This window comes from Nocardioides sp. YR527, assembly GCF_900101045.1.
GTDB lineage: Bacteria > Actinomycetota > Actinomycetes > Propionibacteriales > Nocardioidaceae > Nocardioides.
In genome coordinates, this window is sequence record NZ_FNFN01000010.1 from 141497 (window position 1) to 162986 (window position 21490).

24 protein-coding genes and 1 riboswitch are annotated in these 21490 nt (G+C 69.8%); of the genes, 11 read left to right on the top strand and 13 right to left on the bottom strand.

Going from position 1 to position 21490, the window contains the following annotated elements; genetic code table 11:
* The 5 genes from BLT25_RS25850 to BLT25_RS25870 all read right to left on the bottom strand — a co-directional run bounded on the left by BLT25_RS25850 (position 1) and on the right by BLT25_RS25870 (position 4565).
* Positions 1 to 1686 carry a copper resistance CopC/CopD family protein gene (locus BLT25_RS25850; RefSeq protein WP_176884284.1) on the bottom strand — a complete coding sequence of 562 codons (1686 nt, stop codon included), beginning with the start codon at positions 1684 to 1686 and terminating at the stop codon, positions 1 to 3.
* Between the two features lie 8 nt (positions 1687 to 1694).
* Positions 1695 to 2402: a YcnI family copper-binding membrane protein gene (locus tag BLT25_RS25855; protein ID WP_091052178.1), complete on the bottom strand. Its 708-nt coding sequence runs from the start codon at positions 2400 to 2402 to the stop codon at positions 1695 to 1697.
* Between the two features lie 61 nt (positions 2403 to 2463).
* On the bottom strand, positions 2464 to 2985 hold the full coding sequence (locus tag BLT25_RS25860) for a cell division protein FtsQ (protein WP_091052180.1): 522 nt from the start codon (positions 2983 to 2985) through the stop codon (positions 2464 to 2466).
* A 184-nt stretch (positions 2986 to 3169) separates the two neighbouring features.
* A complete protein-coding gene (locus BLT25_RS25865) occupies positions 3170 to 3799 on the bottom strand; it encodes a 3-oxoacid CoA-transferase subunit B (RefSeq protein WP_091052182.1) in 630 nt (209 codons plus the stop codon).
* 1 nt (position 3800) lies between these two features.
* Entirely contained in the window at positions 3801 to 4565 is a 765-nt protein-coding gene (locus BLT25_RS25870) for a CoA transferase subunit A (RefSeq protein ID WP_091052184.1), read from the bottom strand.
* A 128-nt stretch (positions 4566 to 4693) separates the two neighbouring features.
* Here BLT25_RS25870 and BLT25_RS25875 point away from each other — a divergent pair, with 128 nt between their 5' ends.
* On the top strand, positions 4694 to 5452 hold the full coding sequence (locus tag BLT25_RS25875; RefSeq protein WP_091052185.1) for an IclR family transcriptional regulator: 759 nt from the start codon (positions 4694 to 4696) through the stop codon (positions 5450 to 5452).
* On the opposite strand, the gene BLT25_RS25880 is transcribed toward BLT25_RS25875, so the two are convergent.
* A complete protein-coding gene (locus BLT25_RS25880) occupies positions 5436 to 6425 on the bottom strand; it encodes an LLM class flavin-dependent oxidoreductase (protein ID WP_091052187.1) in 990 nt (329 codons plus the stop codon). The two genes, BLT25_RS25875 and BLT25_RS25880, sit on opposite strands and share 17 nt — an antisense overlap.
* Before the next feature lie 162 nt (positions 6426 to 6587).
* On the opposite strand from BLT25_RS25880, the gene BLT25_RS25885 reads away from it, so the two are divergent.
* Entirely contained in the window at positions 6588 to 7268 is a 681-nt protein-coding gene (locus tag BLT25_RS25885) for a Crp/Fnr family transcriptional regulator (RefSeq protein ID WP_091052188.1), read from the top strand.
* 9 nt (positions 7269 to 7277) lie between these two features.
* Here the strand turns inward: BLT25_RS25885 and BLT25_RS25890 are convergent, their stop codons facing one another.
* Positions 7278 to 8312: a CobW family GTP-binding protein gene (locus BLT25_RS25890; RefSeq protein WP_091052305.1), complete on the bottom strand. Its 1035-nt coding sequence runs from the start codon at positions 8310 to 8312 to the stop codon at positions 7278 to 7280.
* 77 nt (positions 8313 to 8389) lie between these two features.
* A riboswitch (glycine riboswitch) is annotated at positions 8390 to 8485 on the top strand.
* Positions 8486 to 8643: 158 nt separating this feature from the next.
* Here BLT25_RS25890 and gcvT point away from each other — a divergent pair.
* From gcvT to BLT25_RS25905, 3 genes are read left to right on the top strand one after another with little or no spacing between them, the layout of a single operon-like run.
* The gene (gene gcvT, locus BLT25_RS25895; RefSeq protein ID WP_091052190.1) at positions 8644 to 9747 is read left to right on the top strand and encodes a glycine cleavage system aminomethyltransferase GcvT; all 1104 of its coding nucleotides are present in this window, start codon (positions 8644 to 8646) and stop codon (positions 9745 to 9747) included.
* Positions 9748 to 9755: 8 nt separating this feature from the next.
* Positions 9756 to 10127, top strand: coding sequence for a glycine cleavage system protein GcvH (gene gcvH, locus BLT25_RS25900; RefSeq protein ID WP_091052191.1), 372 nt, complete (start codon positions 9756 to 9758; stop codon positions 10125 to 10127).
* A gap of 36 nt (positions 10128 to 10163) precedes the next feature.
* The gene (locus tag BLT25_RS25905) at positions 10164 to 11576 is read left to right on the top strand and encodes an L-serine ammonia-lyase (RefSeq protein WP_218131491.1); all 1413 of its coding nucleotides are present in this window, start codon (positions 10164 to 10166) and stop codon (positions 11574 to 11576) included.
* Positions 11577 to 11841: 265 nt separating this feature from the next.
* Here BLT25_RS25905 and BLT25_RS25910 read toward each other — a convergent pair whose 3' ends face one another.
* Positions 11842 to 12327, bottom strand: a complete 486-nt coding sequence (locus BLT25_RS25910; protein ID WP_091052193.1) for an FBP domain-containing protein — start codon at positions 12325 to 12327, stop codon at positions 11842 to 11844.
* Positions 12328 to 12384: 57 nt separating this feature from the next.
* On the opposite strand from BLT25_RS25910, the gene BLT25_RS25915 reads away from it, so the two are divergent.
* Entirely contained in the window at positions 12385 to 12996 is a 612-nt protein-coding gene (locus BLT25_RS25915; RefSeq protein ID WP_091052194.1) for a TetR/AcrR family transcriptional regulator, read from the top strand.
* Here the strand turns inward: BLT25_RS25915 and BLT25_RS25920 are convergent, their stop codons facing one another.
* The gene (locus BLT25_RS25920; RefSeq protein WP_091052196.1) at positions 12997 to 13944 is read right to left on the bottom strand and encodes a GlxA family transcriptional regulator; all 948 of its coding nucleotides are present in this window, start codon (positions 13942 to 13944) and stop codon (positions 12997 to 12999) included.
* A gap of 70 nt (positions 13945 to 14014) precedes the next feature.
* On the opposite strand from BLT25_RS25920, the gene BLT25_RS25925 reads away from it, so the two are divergent.
* The 4 genes from BLT25_RS25925 to BLT25_RS25940 are packed head-to-tail and all read left to right on the top strand — an operon-like array spanning position 14015 to position 16851.
* On the top strand, positions 14015 to 15025 hold the full coding sequence (locus BLT25_RS25925) for a saccharopine dehydrogenase family protein (protein ID WP_091052198.1): 1011 nt from the start codon (positions 14015 to 14017) through the stop codon (positions 15023 to 15025).
* A gap of 55 nt (positions 15026 to 15080) precedes the next feature.
* The gene (locus BLT25_RS25930) at positions 15081 to 15584 is read left to right on the top strand and encodes a COG4315 family predicted lipoprotein (protein ID WP_143033866.1); all 504 of its coding nucleotides are present in this window, start codon (positions 15081 to 15083) and stop codon (positions 15582 to 15584) included.
* Between the two features lie 57 nt (positions 15585 to 15641).
* Complete coding sequence (locus BLT25_RS25935) at positions 15642 to 16184, top strand: RNA polymerase sigma factor (RefSeq protein ID WP_218131486.1); 543 nt, start codon at positions 15642 to 15644, stop codon at positions 16182 to 16184.
* Positions 16177 to 16851 (top strand): zf-HC2 domain-containing protein, encoded by a 675-nt coding sequence (locus BLT25_RS25940; RefSeq protein ID WP_091052201.1) that lies wholly within the window; start codon positions 16177 to 16179, stop codon positions 16849 to 16851. Before BLT25_RS25935 ends, BLT25_RS25940 begins: the two co-directional genes overlap by 8 nt.
* A gap of 57 nt (positions 16852 to 16908) precedes the next feature.
* On the opposite strand, the gene BLT25_RS29570 is transcribed toward BLT25_RS25940, so the two are convergent.
* The 3 genes from BLT25_RS29570 to BLT25_RS25955 form a co-directional block, all read right to left on the bottom strand.
* On the bottom strand, positions 16909 to 17541 hold the full coding sequence (locus BLT25_RS29570) for a hypothetical protein (RefSeq protein ID WP_143033867.1): 633 nt from the start codon (positions 17539 to 17541) through the stop codon (positions 16909 to 16911).
* Between the two features lie 70 nt (positions 17542 to 17611).
* Positions 17612 to 18505, bottom strand: coding sequence for a phosphotransferase enzyme family protein (locus BLT25_RS25950; RefSeq protein WP_218131487.1), 894 nt, complete (start codon positions 18503 to 18505; stop codon positions 17612 to 17614).
* A gap of 159 nt (positions 18506 to 18664) precedes the next feature.
* On the bottom strand, positions 18665 to 19330 hold the full coding sequence (locus BLT25_RS25955) for a TetR/AcrR family transcriptional regulator (RefSeq protein ID WP_256328801.1): 666 nt from the start codon (positions 19328 to 19330) through the stop codon (positions 18665 to 18667).
* Between the two features lie 239 nt (positions 19331 to 19569).
* Here BLT25_RS25955 and BLT25_RS25960 point away from each other — a divergent pair, with 239 nt between their 5' ends.
* Positions 19570 to 20835: an NsdA family TPR-like regulatory protein gene (locus BLT25_RS25960; protein WP_091052206.1), complete on the top strand. Its 1266-nt coding sequence runs from the start codon at positions 19570 to 19572 to the stop codon at positions 20833 to 20835.
* Here the strand turns inward: BLT25_RS25960 and BLT25_RS25965 are convergent.
* On the bottom strand, positions 20829 to 21485 hold the full coding sequence (locus tag BLT25_RS25965; RefSeq protein WP_091052208.1) for an HAD family hydrolase: 657 nt from the start codon (positions 21483 to 21485) through the stop codon (positions 20829 to 20831). The genes BLT25_RS25960 and BLT25_RS25965 overlap by 7 nt on opposite strands.
* Positions 21486 to 21490: the final 5 nt, after the last annotated feature.

A 21490-nucleotide genomic window follows, 5' to 3' on the forward strand; every position in this document is an offset into this window, starting at 1 on the left:
TCACTGTCTGACGGAGAACTTCACCAGTCCCAGCGGGCTCTCGAACTCGCCCAGACGCAGTCCGACGGTCGCCTCCCAGACGCCGCCCTTGGGCAGTACGACGTCCGCCTCCCAGGTGCCGGCAGCGACCGTCTTCAGGGTCAGACTGCCCAGGTCGACATCGCCTGACCTCAGCTTGGCGGTCGGGACCGCCGCCGCCTCGACGGGCTCGCCGGCCGCGTCCTGGATCTGCAGCCGGAGCACGTTCGGGCCCGGACCTGACGGGGTCAGCGTCGCGTAGACCCGGTGGTCGTCGCCCAGCTCCGCGGCCTGGGTGTTGGTCTGTGCGACGGTGGCCGATCCGGCCCCGGTCGAGCTGGCCCCGGCCTGCGGCGGCTGGTCGACCAGGAAGCCGGTGACGCCGAGGACGACGACGAGCACGCCCGCCTCCATCAGCACCGCTCGGCGCAGCATCGAGCCGGCCTCGACGGTGTCGTCGTGGCCGGCCGCCTGGCGTACGCGGGGGAGGACCAGCAGGCGGTTGCCTGCCGCCATCACGGCGACCGCGACGACCAGGGCGATCTTGGTCATCAGCAGCGTGCCGTACGTGCTGTTGAGCAGGTTGTCCCAGGAGCCGAGGATCCGCCAGCCCATCAGCACGCCCGAGACCGCGAGGGCGGCCAGGGACGCGGCGGCGAGGGTGGAGAACCGGGTGACGATCTCGGCCGCGACCGACCCGCGTCGGGTGATCAGCGGCAGGGTCAGCGCGAGACCGACGAGCCCGCCCAGCCAGAGCGCGCCGGCGACGAGGTGGATGACATCGGTGACGGTGACCAGCCAGGCGGGTACGACCGCTCGGGAGTGGCCCACGAGCGCCGGCGAGCTGATCGCGACCAGCCCCGCGGCCGCGGCGAGGCGGGGCCGTTCGCGCAGCGCGAGCGCGGCCGCGATGCCCACGATCCCGACCAGCGCGCTGAGCCATTCCTTGCCGACCGAGGCCGGCGACCAGGCGTCGAAGGTGAGGATCGCTCCGGGTCCGCTCTCGCTCTGCAACGCACCGCTGGCCGGGGCCAGCGCGACCAACGCGACCACGGCGACCATGCCGGCGAGGATCTGCAGGCGCTGGACCCGCGCGATCGCGCGGTCGGGGACGCGGTGCTCACCCACGATCACGGCGCGGAACCAGACCAGGCCCACGACCAGCAGCAGTGCTGCGTACTGGACGAACTGGAGCGCGCCGTGGATCACCGCCGTCGCCCGGGACGGCTCCGTGGACGGGGGTGGCGCGACGCTGAGGCTGGGGGCGCCGACCGCGAAGGTCAGCGAGCCCGAGATCGGGTGGCCGTCGGCCGAGACCGCGCGCCAGGCGACGACGTAGGTGCCGTCGCCCAGGCTGCTCGCCTCCGCGAGCGCGACCTGCATCTCGGTGCCGCTCGCGGTCGCCTCGGAGGTGACCTCCTGGCCCTTCGCGTCGTAGACGGTCACGCCCGCCGGAGGCAGCGACACCGCCTCGTCGAAGGTGAAGGTGATCGTCTCCGGCGCTTGGTCCAGGACCGCCCCCTCCTCGGGGTCGGTGCCGATGAGCGTCGCGTGCGCCTGGGCCGGGGAGGTGCTGAGCAGGACGGCGTACGCAGCGGCTGCAAGCGCCACCAGCAGCCGCCCCAGGGCGCGCCGTCCCGGCCGGTCGAGGCCGGGCCGGCGCGTCACGGGAGCACTCACGCCTTACGACGCCCCAGCGCGAGGGCGGTCGTGCCCGCGATCAGGCCGAGGATGCCGGCGCCGGCACCGATGGCACCCCACAGGTTGCTGTTGTCGTCCTCGATCTCCGCGGCGGCCGGCTCGGCCTTCTCCGCGGACTCCTCGGCACCGTGGCCGTGACCGTCCTCGGACTCGGCCGCGGTGACCTCGAAGGCCGGGGCCGGGCTCTCGGGCTCCTCCGTGGCGCCCTCCGGAGTCTCCTCGACCCAGGCGGTCTCGCCCTTCTCGCAGGTCTGGACCGTCGGGAAGGCGAGGGTGCCCTCCTCCTCCGGCAGCTGCAGCGAAACCTCGAAGGCGTCGCGCTGACCGTCGGGCAGTGGGGTCTTGGCGGTGTAGACGATGGTCGAGTCGCGCTCGGTCAGCTCGTTTCCGTGGGCGTCCTTGACCGGCTCGGCGAGCTTCTCGGTGGTGACCTTCACGTCGTAGAACGGCTGACGCGTCGGGGTGACCGTGTTGATCCCCTCCGGCACCTGGATGGTGATCTTGTTGGTCGGGGAGCCTTCGCAGCCGTGGCCGACGCTGAAGGTCAGCACCGAGTAGGCGCCGGCCGCCGTCTCGGTCGGGGTGACCGTGACGTGCGCGGAGGCCGGGGCGGCGACGAGGAAGGTGATGCCCGCGGCGGCGATGGCGGGCGCGCCGAAGCGCGCGAGGGTACGTCGAGACATGGTTGTTGCTTTCTGTGGAGTGTCTGCTGCTGGGCGATGCCCAGTTATCGGGGTCGGGTCCTCAGGCGAGGACCGGCGGACCCCGGCCGGCAGCGACGTACGTCCACAGGTGGTTGCGCAGCACCATCGGCTGCGCCGGGCTCGGCTGGCGGAAGGCGATCGGGATCCGGGGCGCGGGGAGCGTCCGGGAGATGACCTGCCATGCCCGGCGGTGCAGCAGCCACACGACCACGGTGAGCACCGCGGCCGCGGTGTGCGCGACCAGCATCGAGGTGTCGCCCGTGCCGCTGTCGTGCATGTGGGCGGCCGGAGTCGCGTACGCCTCGAAGGCCTCGTGCATCCCCAGCTGCGCCGCGCCGGCCAGCACCGCCCCCAGGACGATCCCGACCCTCCGCTGCAGCACCACGATCCCGGCGCCGAAGGCGGCGAACCCGGTCGCCACCAGCCACAACGCGTCCGGCAGCTCCCCGCCGCCGGCCAGGTGGGCCAGGCTGGACCCGGTGGTGATCTCGACGGCCGCGAGCAGCGCCAGCCACACGCTCCCGTGCGTCGGCCGCACCACCCTCAGATCCACGCCGGACATTGTCGCAGACCCGCCGAGGCGTCACATACGTCGGCCGAGAAGTCACCCCCAACCCGCCGACTCGGCGCGTCCTGACAAGAAGACACGCCGAGTCGGCTGGTCCTGACACGAAATCACGCCGAGTCGGCTCGTTAGGACGAGCCGACTCGGCGTCGGGTGTGGTCAGGATGCGCCGACTCGCCGATCAGCGGAGGATGCGGGGCTCCGTCTTCTCCTCGACCTCACCGAAGGTGACGCCCGGAGCGAGCTCGACGAGGCGCAGGCCCTCGGGGGTGATGTCGAGGACGCACAGGTCGGTGATGATGCGCTGCACGACACCGAGACCGGTGTAGGGGAGCGAGCACTCCTCGACGATCTTGTAGGAGCCGTCGCGGGCGACGTGCTCCATCAGCACGACGACCTTCTTGGCGCCGTGGACGAGGTCCATCGCGCCGCCCATGCCCTTGACCATCTTGCCGGGGATCATCCAGTTGGCCAGGTCGCCGCCCGCGGAGACCTGCATCGCGCCGAGGATCGCGGCGTCGATCTTGCCGGAGCGGATCATCCCGAAGCTGGTGGCGGAGTCGAAGAAGCTGGCCCCCTTGCGTACGGTGACCGTCTCCTTGCCGGCGTTGATCAGGTCCGGGTCGACGGCGTCCTCGGTCGGGTAGGCGCCGGTGCCGAGGATGCCGTTCTCGCTCTGCAGCACCAGCTCGACGTCGTCGGGTACGTAGTTGGGCACCAGCGTCGGCAGCCCGATGCCGAGGTTGACGTAGTCGCCGTCGGCGAGCTCCGCGGCGGCGCGGGCGGCCATCTCTTCACGTGTCCATGCCATCTCAGCGCACCGTCCTCTTCTCGATCCGCTTGTCGGCGGCCTGCTCCGGCGTCAACGCCACCACACGGTGCACGTAGACCCCCGGAAGGTGGATGTCGTTGGGCGCGAGCTCGCCGGGCTCGACGAGCTCCTCGACCTCCGCGATCGTGATCTGCCCGGCCATCGCGGCCAGCGGGTTGAAGTTGCGGGCGGAGTCCTTGAACACGAGGTTGCCGTGGCGGTCGCCCTTCCACGCGCGGACGATGCCGAAGTCGGCGACGATGGCCTCCTCGAGGACGAACTCCTTCTCGCCGTCGGGCGTCTCGAAGGTCATCACCGGCTTCTCGGGCGAGGTCTTGATGACGTTGCCGGCGTCGTCGTACTTCCACGGAAGCCCGCCCTGCGCCACCTGCGTGCCGACGCCGGTGCGGGTGTAGAACGCAGCGATGCCGGAGCCGCCGGCGCGCATCCGCTCGGCGAGCGTGCCCTGCGGGGTCAGCTCGACCTCTAGGTCGCCGGAGAGGTACTGCCGCGCGAACTCCTTGTTCTCACCGACGTACGAGGCGACGACCCGGCGCAGGCGTCCGGCGCCGAGCAGCAGGCCCAGGCCCCAGTCGTCGACACCGGCGTTGTTGGAGACCACCTCGAGGTCGGTCACGCCGGCCTCGAGCAGAGCATTGATGAGCACCGAGGGGATGCCGCACAACCCGAAGCCGCCGACCGTGAGGGTCGCTCCGTTCGGGATGTCCGCGACCGCCTCGGCGGCTGAGGAGATGACCTTGTCCATGATGATCAGTCAAGGACGGGCGGTGGGTTCGGTCAATAGGTGAGCGCCATTTCACGCTCGATCTCTCGATCAACGACCCCCCTGCCGCGGATGCGTCCGCTGAGTGGACGTCGCCTATCGTACGTCTCATGGAACCTGGTCCCAGCGTGATCCGCCGCAGCGCACACCTGCTGCGGCTGCTCGCCGCGCGCGAGCCGGAGGGCGCGACGACCACCCATCTCGCGACGACCGCCGCCATCCCGCGCCCGACCGCCCACCGGCTGCTCAGCGCGCTGCAGGAGGAGGGGCTGGTCGAGCGCGACAACGACACCGGCGCGTGGCACCTGGGCCCGGAGTGCTTCCTGCTCGGCGCCGCCGCGACCACCCGTCACGACATCACCCCGGCGGCCCGGGCGGCGGTGCTGCGCATCGCCCGGGAGACGGGGGAGAGCGCGTTCTTCTCCATCCGGCGCGGCGACGAGACCGTCTGCGTCCTGCGCGAGGACGGCAGCTTCCCGATCCGCTCCCACGTGCTCCACGAGGGGATCCGGTTCCCGCTCGGTGTCGCCTCGGCCGGCCTGGCGATCCTCGCCCTCATGCCCGAGTCGCGTCGTGAGGCCTACCTGGCCCGCACCGACCTGGTTCCCACCTACGGCGAGGACCACTCGGCGTCCGCTCTGCGGAAGCGCATCGCCGCGACTCGCGAGCGCGGCTTCGCGGTCAACCCGGGCCTCATCGTGGTCGGCAGCTGGGGTCTGGGTGCCGCCGTCTTCGACGCCCACGGCCAGCCGTACGGAGCGCTGAGCATCACCGGCATCGAGGCCCGCCTCGCCCCACCCCGCCAGGCCGAGCTCGGCCGCCTCCTCCTGGATGCGGCCCACACCCTGACCACTAGCGCCGGCTCGTAGTACCGGTCATGATCCCGGCGAGCGCCGCGTCGGAGGCGAGCTGGGCGTCGCGGTCATAGGTCGAGGTGAAGGCGAGAAGCTCATCGGATCCGGTGGCCTCGGCGAGCTGGTCGAGCCGGCGCCGGACGGTCTCGGGGGAGCCGGCGGTCGTCCGCGCGAGATGTGCCTCGACCCGTTCGCGCACCTGGTTCGACCAGGCCTGGTCCCGGATCGCCGCGACCGGCTCGAGCGGACCGAACTCGCCGGTCTGCCGCGACCGGGCCATCGCCCACGCCTCCGGCAGGGCGAGCTCGGCGGCCTCGGCGTCGGTGTCGGCGACGAGCACGTCGACGGAGATCATCACCGAAGGCTCGGACGCTCGAGGAGAGGGCCGGAAGTCCTTCCGGTACGCCCCCAGCAGCTCGTTCAGCCGCGGGCTGTCGAGCACCGGACCGCCCACGACGACCGGCAGCCCGAGCCGCGAGGCGAGCGCGACCCCGCGTCCGGTCGCGAGCACGAACAGCGGGATCTGGTGAGCGGCGGCCGGCCGAGCGGTGACCGCCGCGGTGCGGTCGAGATACCCGCGGAGCTCCTCGATGTCCTCGGCGAACGTGTCCGGGTCGTCGAGATCCTGCCGCAGGGCGCGGCGTACGGGTGCGGTGAAGCCCAGGGTGCGCCCGACCCCCAGGTCGAGACGGCCCGGGTAGAGGGCGTCGAGCATCAGGAACTGCTCGGCGACGACCAGCGGCTGGTGGTGCGGCAGCATCACCCCGCCCGACCCGAGCCGGATCGTGGACGTGTGCGCGCCGAGCGCACCGAGCAGCACCGGCGGCGACCCCGACGCGATCCCTGGCACCGCGTGGTGCTCGGCGACCCAGAACCGGTGGTGGCCGAGCCGCTCGGCCGCCACCGCCCGCTCGATCGTGTGGGTCAGCGCGGCACCCGCGGCGTACCCCACCCGGGTGCGGGACCGGTCGAGCATGGAGAGCTTCACGCCAGGTTCAACGACGCAGACGCCCCGAGGCTTCCCGCCGGGTCCGGTGTGGCGAAGAACGCACTCGACAGGGGTGCGATGCGGGACACACAACCGATGTGGAGGGCCTGGATCTGGCTAGGCTGATGTCTTCGGTAAAGCAATGACAGGAGCGCCTGGGTAATGGATCAAGACGTGCTTCGGCACGCACCGCTTTTCAGCGAGCTGGACGACGAGTCGATGACGGCGCTGCTCGCGACGATGGGTCAGACACGCCTGCGGCGCGGCGAGGTGTTGTTCCACGAGGGTGACGCCGCCGACCGGCTCTACGCGGTCGTGGACGGCAAGGTGAAGCTGAGCCGTGCCGCGGCCAACGGGCAGGACAGCCTGCTGGCGATCCTGGGGCCGGGCCAGGTGTTCGGCGAGCTCTCGCTCTTCGACCCCGGTCGGCGCTCCTCCACGGTCACGGCCGTCACCGACCAGGTCGAGCTCGCCTCGCTGTCCCACGACGACCTGCTGGGCCTGCTCGACGGACGCCCGAGCGTGACCCGTGGGCTGCTCGCCCTGCTGTCGGGTCGCCTGCGCCGGGCCAACGACGTGATCGGTGACCTGGTCTTCTCCGACGCACCTCGCCGGGTGGCGAAGGCGCTGCTCGACCTCGCCGAGAGGTTCGGTGAGCAGACCGAGGAGGGCCTCCGCGTACGCCACGACCTGACCCAGGAGGAGCTCGCGCAGCTGGTGGGCGCGGCTCGGGAGACTGTCAACAAGGCGCTCGCCGACTTCGCGGCCAAGGGCTGGGTCAAGCTGGAGTCGCGCTCGGTGATCATCACCGACATGGAACGGATCGTGCGCCGCGCGGGGTGATTCTGCTGGTCAGAGGCTGACCCGGACCAGCTGGCGGAGCCGGCGAAGGCCCTCGGTGCTCGGCCGTTCGGCCGGGGCGAGGGCGTCGGTGAGGCGCTGCCGGACCGGGTCGGTCTCGAGCTCCAGGCCGATGGCCACGAGCTCGCTCGCTGCGCTGGGTGTCCGGGCGGCGGCGACATGGGCGCTGCGTCCGACCAGGTTCACCTGGTAGCTGCGCGGTCCCTGACCGGTCGCGACGGAGACGGTCCCCTTGACCCGGTACGCCGTCGCCGGCGGCTCCTCGAGCAGGTCGACCAGACGAGCCGGCTCGATGCTGCCCGGCGTCGTCACGGTGACCGCGCGGGCGTGCTGATGGGCCTGGTGTTCGGCGGCCGCCTCGCGCAGCAGCGCGCCGATCGGCAGCTCGTCGGGCGGGTCCTCGGGCACCGCGGCGTCGTAGACGAGCCGCGGGTCGATGCGACCACTCACGGCGTACGCGATGTGGACCTCGGGATTGTGCTCCCGCACGCGCTGCTCGATGCGGGCGAGGATCTCGTCCCGGTCAGGAGCCGGCACCAGGTCCGTCTTGTTGACCACGACCAGCGAGGCGGCCGCGAACCGGACCGGCGCCGGGCCCCGGCCGTCGTCGAGGGTGTCGAAGTAGGCGGCGGCGTCGACGACCTCGATGAGCCCACCTCGGCGTACGCGCTCGACGCCGCTGTACCGGACCAGCTTGGCCAAGGTGCCGGGCTCGGCGATCCCGCTGGCCTCGACGATGACGACGTCGAGCGCGAGCCGCGGGTGGGTCAGCTTCTCGAGGGCGTCGTCGAGACCGCCGGCGTCGGGCAGGCAGCACAGGCAGCCGCCGGCGATCGAGGCCGGCTCGTCGATCTGGCCGGTGACGAGACCGGCATCGACGTTGATGTCGCCGAAGTCGTTGACGACCACGCCCACCCGAGCGCCGGGCTGGCGCAGCAGATGGTTGAGCAGCGTGGTCTTGCCCGACCCGAGATGGCCGGTGAGGATGACCACGGGAACCCGGTTGCTGGCGCTGGTCGGTGGCATCGGGCCATCGTAGGTCGTCATCTTGACGGCCGAGGTGGGCAGACCTAGGTTTGCCGCACAACTTCACATCCGCCACTTGAACCGCAGCGGGAGAGTCCTTGCCCATCCCGGGTGAGGCGCCGAAGGAGCAAACCTCCCCAGAATCTCTCAGGCCCAATGACCGCTGTGGTGAGGCGACCTCTGGAAAGACAGGATCCGCTGGATCCTGCACCCACGGTGCAAATCGCCCCCTCGGGCGGTGAAGCTCTCAGGTAGCGATGACAGAGCGGGGAGGTCACCCGTCCACGGGTGCCGCGGCTGTCGGCACCCATCAGCAGGGAGCCTCCCGCACATGACCTCACCCGTCCCTACCCCTCTGCACGAGATCCACCAGGCGCTCGGTGCCTCGTTCACCGACTTCGCCGGCTGGAGCATGCCGGTGCGCTACGGCTCGGAGACCGCCGAGCATCATGCGGTACGCACCACCGCTGGCCTCTTCGACCTGTCCCACATGGGCGAGATCGAGGTGACCGGTCCCGAGGCCGGGCGTGCCCTCGACCACGCCCTGGTCGGCCGGCCGTCGGCCATCGGCATCGGCCGCGCCCGCTACTCCATGATCTGCGCCGAGGACGGCGGCATCATCGACGACCTGGTGGTCTACCGGCTCGAGCAGGAGCGCTACCTCGTCGTCGCCAACGCGAGCAACGTCGGTGTCGTCGCTCCGGCCCTGGTCGAGCGGGCCCGCGGCTATGACGCCGTGGTCCGGGACGCCTCCGCGGAGTGGGCGCTGATCGCGGTCCAGGGTCCTGCCTCGGCGGCGATCCTGGCGCCTGTGACGGATCTGGACGCCTCCTCCCTGAAGTACTACGCCATCGACGCCGGCACGGTCGCCGGGGTCGAGGTCCTGCTCGCGCGCACCGGCTACACCGGCGAGGACGGTTTCGAGATCTACTGCGCACCCTCGTCGGCCACTGCCGTCTGGGAGGCGATCACCGAGGCAGGTACGCCGCACGGGCTGCAGCCCGCCGGGCTCGCCTGCCGCGACACCCTCCGGCTCGAGGCGGGCATGCCGCTCTACGGCCACGAGCTGAACCGCGAGACCACGCCCTTCGAGGCCGGCCTCGGGCGAGTGGTCTCCTTCGACAAGCCCGACGGCTTCGTCGGCGACGCCGCCCTGGCCGTACGCCGCGACGAGGGCCCGCGCAGCGTGCTCGTCGGCCTGGTGGCCGCCGGGCGTCGCTCGCCGCGGGCCGGCTACGCGGTAGTGGACCCGGACACCGGCGACGAGATCGGCACCGTCACCAGCGGCTCCCCGTCGCCGACTCTCGGACGTCCCATCGCGATGGCGTACGTCCGGCCGTCTCTCGCCGCCGCCGGCACCAAGGTCCACGTCGACGTGCGCGGCAGCCGCGAGGACGCCGAGATCGTCGACCTTCCCTTCTACTCCAAGAAATGAGCACTGCCATGAGCAACCCCACCCACCTGTCCTACACCGCCGAGCACGAGTGGATCGAGACCCGCGGCGACGTCGCACGCGTCGGCGTCACCGCCTTCGCCACCGAGGCGCTGGGTGACATCGTCTTCGTCGAGCTGCCCGAGGTGGGCAGCACGATCACCGGGGGAGAGAGCTGCGGCGAGCTGGAGTCGACGAAGTCCGTCAGCGACCTCTTCGCGCCCGCCGACGGCGAGATCCTCGAGATCAATGCGGCCGTCGTCGAGGATCCCGCGCTGATCAACAGCGACCCGTTCGGCGCCGGCTGGCTCTTCGAGATGCGTGTCTCCGGCGCTCCCGACCTGCTCGACGCCGCGGCCTACGACGCTCTGATCGAGGAGTGAACTGTCGTGACCGCTGATCTCAGCGGGACCCAGGTCGTGGCGATTGCCCTGAGCACCTTCGACCTGTACTCGATCGGGATCGGGCCGTCGTCCTCGCACACAGTCGGTCCGATGCGGGCCGCGAAGACGTTCGTCGACGGCCTCGTCGACGACGGGCAGTTGGACGCGGTCACGCGGGTGAAGGCGGAGCTGTTCGGGTCGCTCGGCGCCACCGGCCACGGTCACGGATCGGAGGGCGCGGTGCTGCTCGGCCTCGAGGGGGAGCAGCCGGCGACCGTCGACACCCGGGCCTCGTCCGCGCGGGTGGCGGCCATCAGAGAGCGCGGGAAGCTGTCGCTGGGCGGCCATCACCTGATCCGTTTCGAGGGCGACACCGATCTGGTGATGCATCGGCGCAAGAGCCTGCCGGGCCACCCCAACGGCATGGTGTTCACCGCCTACGACGCCTCCGGAGACGTACGCCGGGAGCGCACCTACTACTCCGTCGGCGGCGGCTTCGTGGTCGATGAGCACGCCTCGGGCGCCGCCCGGGTCGTGCCGGACCACTCGCCGGTCCGCTTCCCCTTCACCACCGGAGCCGAGCTGCTCAGCACCTGTGAGCGCGAGGGCTTCCGGGTCTCCGACCTCATGCTCGCCAACGAGCTCACCTGGCGTACGCCTGACGAGATCCGCGCCGGTCTCCTGGAGATCTGGCGGGTGATGGCGGACTGCGTGCAGGCCGGCTGCGACCGTGACCCGGTCACTGACGGCGTACTTCCTGGTGGTCTGCGGGTCCCGCGCCGGGCGCCGCTGCTCTACCGCGACCTGTCCTCCGGGGCCGGTGCCCAGGACCCCTTCCGGGTCATGGACTGGGTCAACCTGTTCGCCCTGGCGGTGAACGAGGAGAACGCCTCGGGCGGCCGGGTCGTCACCGCTCCCACCAACGGCGCGGCCGGCATCGTGCCCGCCGTCCTGCACTACTGGGTACGTTTCGTGGCGCCCGACGCCGGGCTGGCCGAGGCCGCGATCGAGGACGGCATCGTCCGGTTCCTGCTCACCGCGGCCGCCATCGGGATCCTGTGCAAGACGAACGCCTCGATCTCCGGCGCCGAGGTCGGCTGCCAGGGCGAGGTCGGCTCCGCCTGCGCGATGGCCGCCGGTGCGCTGTGCGAGGTGCTGGGCGGCAGCCCGGAGCAGGTCGAGAACGCCGCCGAGGTCGGCATCGAGCACAACCTCGGCCTCACCTGCGACCCGGTCGGCGGGCTCGTACAGATCCCGTGCATCGAGCGCAACGCCATCGCCAGCGTGAAGGCCATCAACGCCGCCCGCCTCGCCCTCAACGGCGACGGCTCCCACAAGGTCAGCCTCGACAAGGCGCTCAAGACGATGCGCGAGACCGGTGCCGACATGAAGATCAAGTACAAGGAGACCTCCCGCGGCGGCCTCGCGGTCAACGTCATCGAGTGCTGAGTGCGGCCCGATCGATAGTAGTTCTTGCTATAGGCGGTCATGTCGGGCGATGCCAGACGTCCACACTTGCGGCGTAGGCATTGATCGCCCCCGCTGGTCGAGCCGCGAGGCCGCCCGCGGCCGAGCGTGTCGAGAGCAACACAGTCCCATCCAGCGTGACAGGGGACTGTGTTGGTCTCGACACGCCTCCGCCTAGCGGCTCCGGCGGCTCGACCAGCGGGGCCACTCGACACCCAAAGAGCTGAACTCGCTCGGGGTGAGCCTGTCAGGCGGGCCGGAGCACCCGCGCAACGAACGAGTCCAGGTTGCCGAGCAGCCGGTCGATCTTCTGCTCCACGCTGAGGGTCTCGTGGATGACCGGGCTGTCGAGCTTGCGCTTGCCGCGCGCTTTGAGGGAGCAGTCGAGGTCGGCGCAGATATAGGTGCCGACGGAGTTGCCGTCCTGCCCCGCACGTCCGGCGCGGGAGGCGACCAGCAGTGCGACCTCACCGACCGTGGTGCACAGCGCGCACATGGTCTTGCGCGGCCCGCGCGACTCGCGGGATGCCCGCAGGGCGACGCCGCAGAGCCGCCCGTCGTGCTCGGTGACGAGGTAGTGGTTCTGTGGGGCCTTCGGGTCCTGCCAGCCGAGGTAGTCGAGGTCCTCCCATGGCCGTTCGGCCAGGTCGGCGGGGAGGTTGAGGCGCTTGGTCGCACCCTTGGTGAGGTTGACGAACGAGGAGCGTACGTCGGTCTCGGTCAGCGGCTTCATGCCATCGATGCTAGGTTTCCTACAACTCGTAGGCAACTCGTTATCGGGAGGAATCCGATGGGTCGTCCTGGACTGAACCGGACCGACGTGATCGCGGCCGCCGCCGACCTGGCCGACGAGCTCGGCTTCGACGCCGTCACTGTCTCGGTCCTGGCTCGGCGCCTCGGCGTCAGGTCGCCCACCCTCTACTCCCACATCTCCAGCGGCACCGACCTCCGCACAGCCGTCACCGCGTACGTCCTCGACGAGCTCGCCGACGCCACGACCCAGGCGACGGCCGCGGGGGAGGGCCGCGACCTCCTCGTCGCGTACGCCAACGCCATCCGCGACTTCGCCCGCCGCTCACCCGGCCGCTACGACGCCACCACCCGCCAGCGTGTCCCGCCCGTTCCGGCGGGGGAGTCCCGGCCTGACTCCGTGGACGAGGCGATCACCGCCGGCCGCCGCAACGCCGACCTCGCTCTCGCCGTCGTCCGCAGCTACGGAGTGACCGAGGCCGACGAGACGTACGCCGTCCGGCTGATGTCCAGTCTCATCCACGGCTACATCACTCTCGAGCTCGCCGGCAGCTTCGCCCACAGCGAGCCGGCGAGCGAGGTCACCTGGCCCGATGTCCTCGACGACCTGGACCGCACCCTCGGGCGGATGGCACTCGGCCGCGGCCACTGATCAGTCGGCGAGCCGGAAGGTCGTCCGGTAGGTCGTGGGTGTCACGCCGAGAGTGCGGTGGAAGTGACGGCGCAGCGTGGCTGCCGTGCCCATCCCGCAACTGGCCGCGATCTGGTCGATCGAGGCGTCGGTACGCTCGAGGAGCTCCTGGGCGCGCGAGATGCGCTGGTGGTGCAGCCAGTCCAGAGGCCCGGCCTGCAGCTCGGCCTGCATCCGCCGGGCGAGCTGGCGGGTGCTGAGGCCGGCGTGGGCTGCCAGCTCGCGGACCGTCAGGGGCTGGTCGAGTCGGGCGCGCGCCCACTCCAGCGTGGGTGCGAGACCGTCGGGAACACGGGGCTGTGCGGGTGGGGTGATGAACTGCGCCTGCCCGCCGGTGCGGTGGGCAGGGACGACGAGGTTGCGGGCGATCCCGTTGGCCGCGGCGGCGCCGAGGTCGCTGCGTACGACGTGGACGCAGAGGTCGAGCGCGGCGGTCTTGCCGGCCGAGGTGAGCACGTCGCCCTCGTCGACGTAGAGAACGTCCGGGCGGACGTCGACCCGCGGGTAGCGCCGGGCGAGCTCGTCGGCGTGCAGCCAATGGGTCGTCGCGATCCGCCCGTCGAGCAGCCCGGCTGCGGCCAGCACGAACGAGCCGGTGCACAGGGACGCGATCCGCGCGCCGCGCTCGTGGGCGGCGCGGAGCGCGTCGAGGAGCGCGAGGTCGGGGTTGTGGTCGAGATCGTTCGAGGACGGGACGACGACGGTGTCGACCTCGGCGATCGCGTCGTACGAGGCCGTCGGCAGGTCGGCCAGCCAGGGATGCGGTGCGCCGTCGGGGGTGCAGACGACGAGGTCGTACCACTCACCGCCGGGAGCGAGGCCGGAGTGGTCGCCGCCGAAGATCTCGGAGGCGATCGCGACCTCGTAGAGCATCGAGGAGCCGTGCAGGACGAGGGCGATGCGAGGCATGTCGCAAAGTGTACGTAGTACGTCGTTTCAGACACTCGTTTGGCTGGGTCTCCCGCCCGAGGATGGAGCCATGAACACAGATGAGCGAGTCCTGGTCTATGGCGCCACTGGTCACACCGGGCGTTTCGTTGTCGATGAGCTGGTACGCCGCGGGCTGACCCCGGTCCTCGCCGGCCGCAGCGCGGAGCGCCTCGCCGACGTCCCGTCCCGCCATGCCGCCCTGGAGAGCCGAGTCGTCGGCCTCGGCGACCCCGAGCGGCTGCGGCACGCGATCGCGGGTGTTGCCGCGGTCATAAACTGCGCCGGGCCCTTCCTCGACACCGCGCTCCCACTGGCCCGGGCCGCGGTCGAGTCCGGTGCCCACTATCTCGACGTCACCGCCGAGCAGCCGGTCGTACAGTCGCTCTATCGCGAGCTGGACGCCCCAGCCCGAGACATGGACGTCTCCGTGGTCCCGGCGATGGCGTTCTACGGTGGCCTCGCCGACCTGCTCGTGACCGCCGTCCTCGGCGGCTCCTCGGCCGACGAGGTCGAGGTCGCCATCGGGTTGGACCGCTGGTGGCCGACCGCCGGCACCCGGATCACCGGAGCCCGCAACACCGCGACTCGTCTGGTCATCCGCGACGGCTCCCTGGTCCCGTTGCCCAGCCCCGCGCCGACCGGCGCCTGGTCCTACCCGGAGCCGCTGGGCGAGCAGTCCGTGGTGGAGCTGCCGTTCTCCGAGGTGATCACCATCAACAACCACCTCGACATCGGTACGCTCCGCTCCTACCTCAACAGCGCTCCGCTCGCCGAGCTCCGCGACGAGGCGACACCCGAGCCGGCCGCGAGCGACGAGTCAGGACGATCGGCCCAGCGGTTCGCCGTGGACGTCCGCGTACGTCAGGGCGCCGACGTCAAGCGGATCACCGCGACCGGCCGCGACATCTACGCCGTCACCGCGCCGATCGTGGTCGAGGGCGCCGTCCGTCTCCTCGACGGCCGTCGCCGTCGCTTTGGTGCCGGGGCACCGGGGGAGATCTTCGACGCCGCCGATGTGCTCGACACGCTCGAGCGCGACCACGAGTTTCAGGTTGGATGAATCCCGTGGGGCGGCTCGGCCCGTAATACCTGGCATGAGACGTTCGACTTCGCACGTGGCAAGAGCCGTGGTCGCGGCTGCTGCCTTCGCACTTCTCGCCGCGGGTTGTGGCAGTGGCGACGGCAGCGAGGACGGCGGTGGGGGAGCAGCGCTCGTCTCGTCGGCCGAGGTCGACGGAACCGGCGTGCTCGCCGATGCCGACGGGCACACGCTCTACACCGCCGACGTCGAGAAGGACGGCAAGATCCACTGCGTCGACGCCTGCGCGGACTTCTGGAAGCCGGTCGTCGCGTCCGAGGCCGACGTCGACGCGGCGAACTCCGCGCTGGGTGACGAGTTCGCGATGGTGGACCGTCCCGACGGAAAGTCCCAGCTGACCCACGACGGCCTGCCGCTGTACACCTTCGCCGAGGAGGGCGCCGGGGAGCTCAAGGGTGACGGCTTCACCGATGACTTCCAGGGCACCCAGTTCGTGTGGGCGGCAGCGCGGACCGATGGGTCCTCGACCCCCTCGAAGTCGTCCACTCCGGATGACGGCGGAGGTGGCTATGGCTACTGACGGCGTACGGTTTCTTCGTATGACTCGCCGTCGTCCGACCGGATCCTAGGACCAACGGTGGCCGTGTCGGACGAGTCGCTGCTGGCCGCGATGGCCAGCGGCGACCAGGACGCGGCGGCGGCCTTCGTCCGCCGCCATCAGGCTCGCGTCTACGGCCTTGCCCTCACGATCGTCCAGCAGCCCGCCCTCGCCGAGGACGTCGCCCAGGACACCTTCGTCAAGGCGTGGCGACACGCTGCCACGTACGACCCCCGACGCGGGGGTGCCTCCACCTGGCTGCTGACCATCACCCGGAACGCGGCGATCGATGCCATCCGCTACCGCCATGACGATCCGATGGACCCGGAGCTGCTGGTGGCTCTGCTGACGGTACGAGACGAGAGCGACTCGAGCGATGACCCGGACACCAACCTCGCGCTGCGGCAGGCGCTGGCGGAGCTCCCCTCCGAGATGGCCGCTCCGATCGTGCTGATGACCTACTTCGGGCTGACCGCGCGGGAGATCGCCACCCGCGACGACATACCGGCGGGCACGGTGAAGACCCGCGTACGCCGTGGCCTTCAGAAGCTGCGGCAACGAATGGGGGTTCGCGATGCCTGAGTCAGAACGCTGCCGGGAGGTGCGAGACCTGATCCCGGAGCTGGCGATGGGGGTGGCGTCCGGCGAGTCCCGCGCTCGTGCGTTGGCACACCTCGCCGACTGCGCGAGCTGCCGACGCGAGCTCGAGGAGGTCTCGGGCACCGTCGACGCCCTGCTGCTGCTCGTGCCCGAGCGCGAGCCGCCGGCCGGGTTCGACGTCAGAGTGCTGGCGGCGCTGGATCAGCGAGCCCCCCGGAACAGGCTCCGCACCGGCCTCCTCGTCGCGGCGGCGATGGTGCTGGTCGCGACCCTCGCCGCCGGACTCACCTGGTGGCGTGGTGCGGACGACCGCGACGTCGCCGACCAGTACCGCGACGTACTCACCACCGCCGACGGAAGCTACCTCCGCGCCGCTGACCTTCAGATCGACGGTGCTGACGCCGGAACCGTCTTCGCCTACCAAGGACGGCCCTCGTGGCTGTTCATGTCCGTCCAAGACGCCCCGAACGGCACCTACCACGTACGCCTCGTCGGCACCGACGGCCGCGTCCAGTGGCTCGGCACGTGCACCGTCCGAGACGGCACGGGCGCCTGGGGTACGTCCGTCGACCTGCCCATCCGATCCGTCGACCGGGTCGAGATGTTCGGCACCCGCCTCCCGACCATCGTCGCGAGTCTCCGCGGTTGATAGGACGCTCAGAATGCGGCCCACGCCCAGGGTCGGAGTCCCACGATTCTCACCGAGTCATTCCACAACGATTTCGTGGGCCGCCCGGGCTAGGGCCTCGGCGATCGTTGCGCGTACTCTCCGCACGCTCACCGATTCAGCCAGGGCCTCAAATACTTCGTCGTGGAAGACGAAGAAGTAATGATTGAGCCGTTGGTGCCATCCACCTCGGTGATTGGCATGCACCGAATTGATGCGCTCCTCCTCGCTGATCCAGGGCGAGTTGTGAACGAGGTGGGGTCGGTACGCCTCGAGTCCCCGGCCATCCAGAGGATGGCCGTGCAGCACCTCGTCGTTCGGCCCACCGAACCGCGTGGAGTAGCAACCCTCGAAGGTGAATTCGATCAACGTGGCAGGGCTGGTGTCAGCCGGAGACACAACTGTGGCGTAACTGCCATCCCACTGCGGGTCTTCGACGGAGGCATAACAGATCAGAACTGCCTTGGACCCGTTCGACACGAGGTGCGGCAGTGGCGCTCCGGCATCCCAATCGACTCCAAGGTCCATGGGCTCCGCCCAGGGCTCGCCTCTCGCGGCAGCGAGTCGTCGTTCCGCTCGCTGAAGGGCTGTCCAAGCTTCCTGATCCGTGTAGCCCGAGGCCTCGAGCTCATCGCGCCCGGCTTCAACGGCGCGTTCCAGATCACTCGTCACCTGCGCATTGTGGCAGCCGTGCGGCTGGACCGTCCCCTCGTCCGTCCTGCCGCCTGATCTCTCGCTCCCGTCAGAAGGCGCACCACTTCCAAGGTCGGGGGATCTCGCCTCGTAGGCAGGCGAGTCGATGGGAGACCTCGGCCGCCGCGGCGGGGTTGGTCGCCGCCTTGTCTGCGACGTACGCGGTCCAGCGCAGTTCTTGCAGGTCTGCGAGGGTTCGAAACCAGGGCGCGTCGCGTACGTCGCAGCCGCTGTAGGCGGTGACGAATGCCTGGTAGTCGTCGCTGCTGATGCGGCCGAAGTCTTCGCGGTCGACGGCAAGTGGGATCAGGTCCCAAGCTGGATGCCCGATCGAGACGTTGTCGAAGTCGAGGAGGATCGGAGGGCTGCCGTCAGGGACGATCAGGTTGCCCTGCCATGCGTCACCATGCACGACATAGCGGGCTTGGAGTAGGTCGGTCGCTGCCATGTCCGCGGCTGTTTGGGCGAGGCGGTCTCGGAGCCAGTCGCGGTCGTCGATGGACAGCGTTCCGGCCGACGCAATGCGCTGGGCGATGTGAGCGACCACGTCGAGTCTCGGCAGGTCGAAGCTGGTTGGTGCCGGAAGGTCGTGGAGTCTACGAAGCACTGCCCCCAGCTCGGAAGGCGTGGCGTGGCGATGCGCCGGGATGGGTGCCCACCAGGTCACCGGGCGACCCCCAACAACGACCATGTCCAATCCAGCGATCGGAAGATTCACCTCGATTCCATGGGCGGACATCCAGGCGGCGACCTTCACCTGCCGCTCGGCCTCTCGTACGGTTCCTGGTCGGCCGACGCGGGCCACGACCCCCGCCTTCGAGAGCAGGTAGACGGCGTTGGTGCCGTTCCGCAGCAGGCGAGCGTCAGCTGGGTCCAACCCCAGTTGTGATGCAGCGCGGTGCACAACATCGAGCTCGTCGCTGCTTGTCGGCGCTGCTGTCATCGGGCCCTCCTCGTAGGTCCGTATGGTGCACCAGCATCGCCTGCCCAGTACGTCGGCAGGCTTGAACGCTGCGTACCGCTGGTCGAGCCGCGAGCGCAGCGATCGTGTCGAGACCAACACAGGTCATGGCGAACGCCGTTAGTTCGTGCCGAGTCGCCTCTACGCACCTCGCGCGCCCAACGAGGTCTGTTCTTGGAGAGCTGCCGCGCGCTGAGACGCACCATCGACCTCGCTCTGGGTGCAGCCGCACAGCCGCAAGCAGCCGGCCGCGATCTCCATCGCGCGGGTGCGGTCGACGATGTGGCCGTCGGCACGCAGCGTGATCACACCTTCGACCTGCTGGATCAGCATCGGGCCAAGTGCTGGGGGAGGAACGGTCACTCCGTGACGAGATGCCAGACGGGACCCGAGATCGGCGTACGCCTCGGTGAGCTGCCCGTGGGCATGTCGGAAGCTGGCGTAGTCGAGGTTGGTGGCGGACACGACGTCGGGCAGTTGGTAGAGAACGCCGATGTTGTGCGGCACCCGTGCGAGCGTGTCGATGTCGACCAGGGCAAGTAGGAACAGTGCGGTTTCGACGCGCTCCGGAGGGACCACGCCCACGATCTCCTCAACCACCATCTGGGTCGGCCTCACTGTCATGGAGAGCAGCGCTGCGAGGATCTCGTCCTTGCCTGCGAAGTGGTAGTAGAGCGATGCCTGTCGGATCCCGACTGCTTCGGCGATCTCCCGGGTCGAGGTCGCGGCGAACCCCTTGCTGGTAAACAGGCGCGCGGCGGCCTCCAGGACCTGTTCGCGCGGGGTGCCTACGCCGTTGTCCGGCATGTGGCGTGGTCTGCCTGGTCGGGCCTTGCTGAGCGATGACATCCGAGTCTCTCTGTCGCTTCCCCATGTGGCTGGAATCCGGGCGGACAGCGGCGTCGAGGTCCATCCGGCCGCCCGGATGCCTTCAGCATCCTCGAAGCGAGTCGAGTGAATGAGGACTTAAAGAAGACTTTTAGCGGTCATTCAGTGGTACGAGATACAGTTGATGAGGCGAGGTCTGGCGATATCGGAGGAAGGTAATGAGCGACGGGATTGGAAACGTCCTGCTGAAGGCCGCCCGGCAACATGCAGGGTTCGGCTCTCAACAAGCTCTGGCTGACGCGTTGACGCGCGCTGCACCGCAGTTGGGGCTGGGCCACGTGGAGATCAGCGTCAGGCAGGTACGTCGATGGGAGTCGGCTACGCCGCCGTGGCCACGCTCGGACTATCAGCGGCTGCTCACCCACGTCCTGAACCTCCCGATCGAGCAGCTGGGATTCACCGCTCCTTGGGACACACTGCCGACAGCGCCTTCTACGCCCGAGCAGCCGCGAAAGCGGGAGTCGGCCCGTCGGTCCTCACGGCCAACCACCCCGGCGTCGGGCGCTCAGCCCCTGACCATTGCTGCAGACGTCGCGGCCATCATGGCTGCATACCGTCGCATGTACCCCACCGTCGCGCCCGGGCACCTGTTGGCTGTGCTGGTCGAACACAACCACATGGTCGCCGGCCTGCTGGAGGAGGCCACCGGGACGGCCCGCGAACGGCTTGCTATGTCACTGGCGGAGTCACTGTTGCTCGCTGGGCGGATCGAGTTCTTCTCCCTACAGCGGCCGGCGGATGCGGATGCCACCTACATCAACGCGCTTCAGATGGCGGCGGTCGCCGACGACTCGCTGCTCGGCTCAGCCATCTTGGCCCACACCGCGTTTGTTCCAGGCTGGGTCAAGGACACCGACCTCACCGCGGATCGGATCCGCGCAGCACGGGTCTATGCCCGCCGCGCTCCAGCTTCGGTCGAGCACCTCGCATGGCTTGACGCGGTTGAAGCCGAATGCGCCACCATCGCCGGCAGTTACGACAAGGCCCTGAAACTGATCCACCACGCCGAGGACCTGATGGCCGAACCCAACGAGCACCAGCCACCCGACTGGTTCACCTGGTTCTCGCCGATGCGGCTGGCCGCGTTCAAGGGCAACATCGAGCTCAAGGCCGGCCGCCTCGTTCAGGCCCGCGCGACCCTGCAATGGGCCCTGGACTCAGCCACCACCGGCGACGAGAAACAGTCCCCGGTCATCCTCGGCGACCTCGCTGCTGTCGAGGCGGCCGCCGGCGACCCCGAGGCGGCATGCAGCTACGCCGAGCAAGCCCTCGACAGCCTCGCGGTCAACTGGTACGCCACCGGCATGGAACGGATCATGACCGTACGCAAGGCCCTCGACGCCCACGCCGACCTCGACTGCGTACGCCGCCTCGACGACCGCCTCTACGGCTGGCACAACACCTTGAGCGCGCTACGTCACTGACCTTTGTTGAGAGCCGCGATCCGCCCGGGCAGCTCGTCGAGCGACGAGATCCGGATCGTCGCGATCTCATCGGCCCCCGGGTCGTGCTCCTGGATCACGCCCCACGGACCTCTACGGATCAGCGCGGTCGCCATCCCCGACTCGTAAGCAGGTCGGATGTCATTGTCGAGCCGGTCGCCGACGTAGAGGATCTCCTCCGCCGAATGCGAGGCCGCCCGGATTACGTGCTCGAAGAACGCCAGATCCGGCTTGCTCGCACCCCAGTCATCAGACGTGGCGACCATGTCCACGGGAAAGCCCAGCTCCCGAAGGATCCGGCCAGCGTTGACGGTCTGGTTGCCGGCCAGCCCCAACCACAGTCCGGCCGCTCGGAGTTCCTTCAGCGCAGGACGTACGTCGGGATATATGTCGTCCTCCCCAAACCACTCCGGCTGCCCAGCCTCATCCCGCTTCCGACGCTCCTCGGTCAGATCAAACCCCGGCTGGAACACCTGGAACGTCTCGCGATAGTCCAGCCCGCGCGCGATGACAGCCCCGAACACCGCAGAGAAGGTGTGCCGCGGCACCCCCAGCCAGTCCGCCCATGTGCCGTACTCCCGAGTCTCGTTGACTAGGCACTCGCCGACGTCGAACACCACCGCACGGATCATGGATC